Consider the following 536-nt stretch of genomic DNA (forward strand, 5'->3'; position numbering starts at 1 on the left):
GCCGGGAGGAACCCCGCATGACCACCGAGATCAGCCACCCCGAGCTTGAGGGCCTGGGTCGGTACGAGTACGGCTGGGCCGACTCGGACGCGGCCGGTGCCGCCGCCAAGCGCGGTCTGAACGAAGACGTCGTCCGCGACATCTCCGCGAAGAAGAACGAGCCCGAGTGGATGCTGAAGCTGCGTCTCAAGGGTCTGCGGCTCTTCGACAAGAAGCCCATGCCGACCTGGGGCTCCGACCTCTCCGGCATCGACTTCGACAACATCAAGTACTTCGTGCGGTCCACCGAGAAGCAGGCCGAGTCCTGGGAGGACCTGCCGGAGGACATCAAGAACACGTACGACAAGCTCGGCATCCCCGAGGCGGAGAAGCAGCGCCTCGTCGCCGGCGTCGCCGCCCAGTACGAGTCCGAGGTCGTCTACCACCAGATCCGCGAGGACCTGGAGGAGCAGGGCGTGATCTTCGTCGACACCGACACCGCCCTGAAGGAGCACGAGGAGCTCTTCAAGGAGTACTTCGGCACCGTCATCCCGGTC

1 pseudogene is annotated in these 536 nt (G+C 65.3%); it reads left to right on the plus strand.

Features of this window, described 5'->3' with window-relative positions:
- Positions 1-17 precede the first annotated feature (17 nt).
- Positions 18-536, plus strand: a pseudogene (locus OO69_RS48170) (Fe-S cluster assembly protein SufB); the annotation flags it as partial.

Origin of the sequence: Streptomyces sp. NRRL F-525, assembly GCF_000716605.1 — a bacterium.
Classification (GTDB): domain Bacteria; phylum Actinomycetota; class Actinomycetes; order Streptomycetales; family Streptomycetaceae; genus Streptomyces.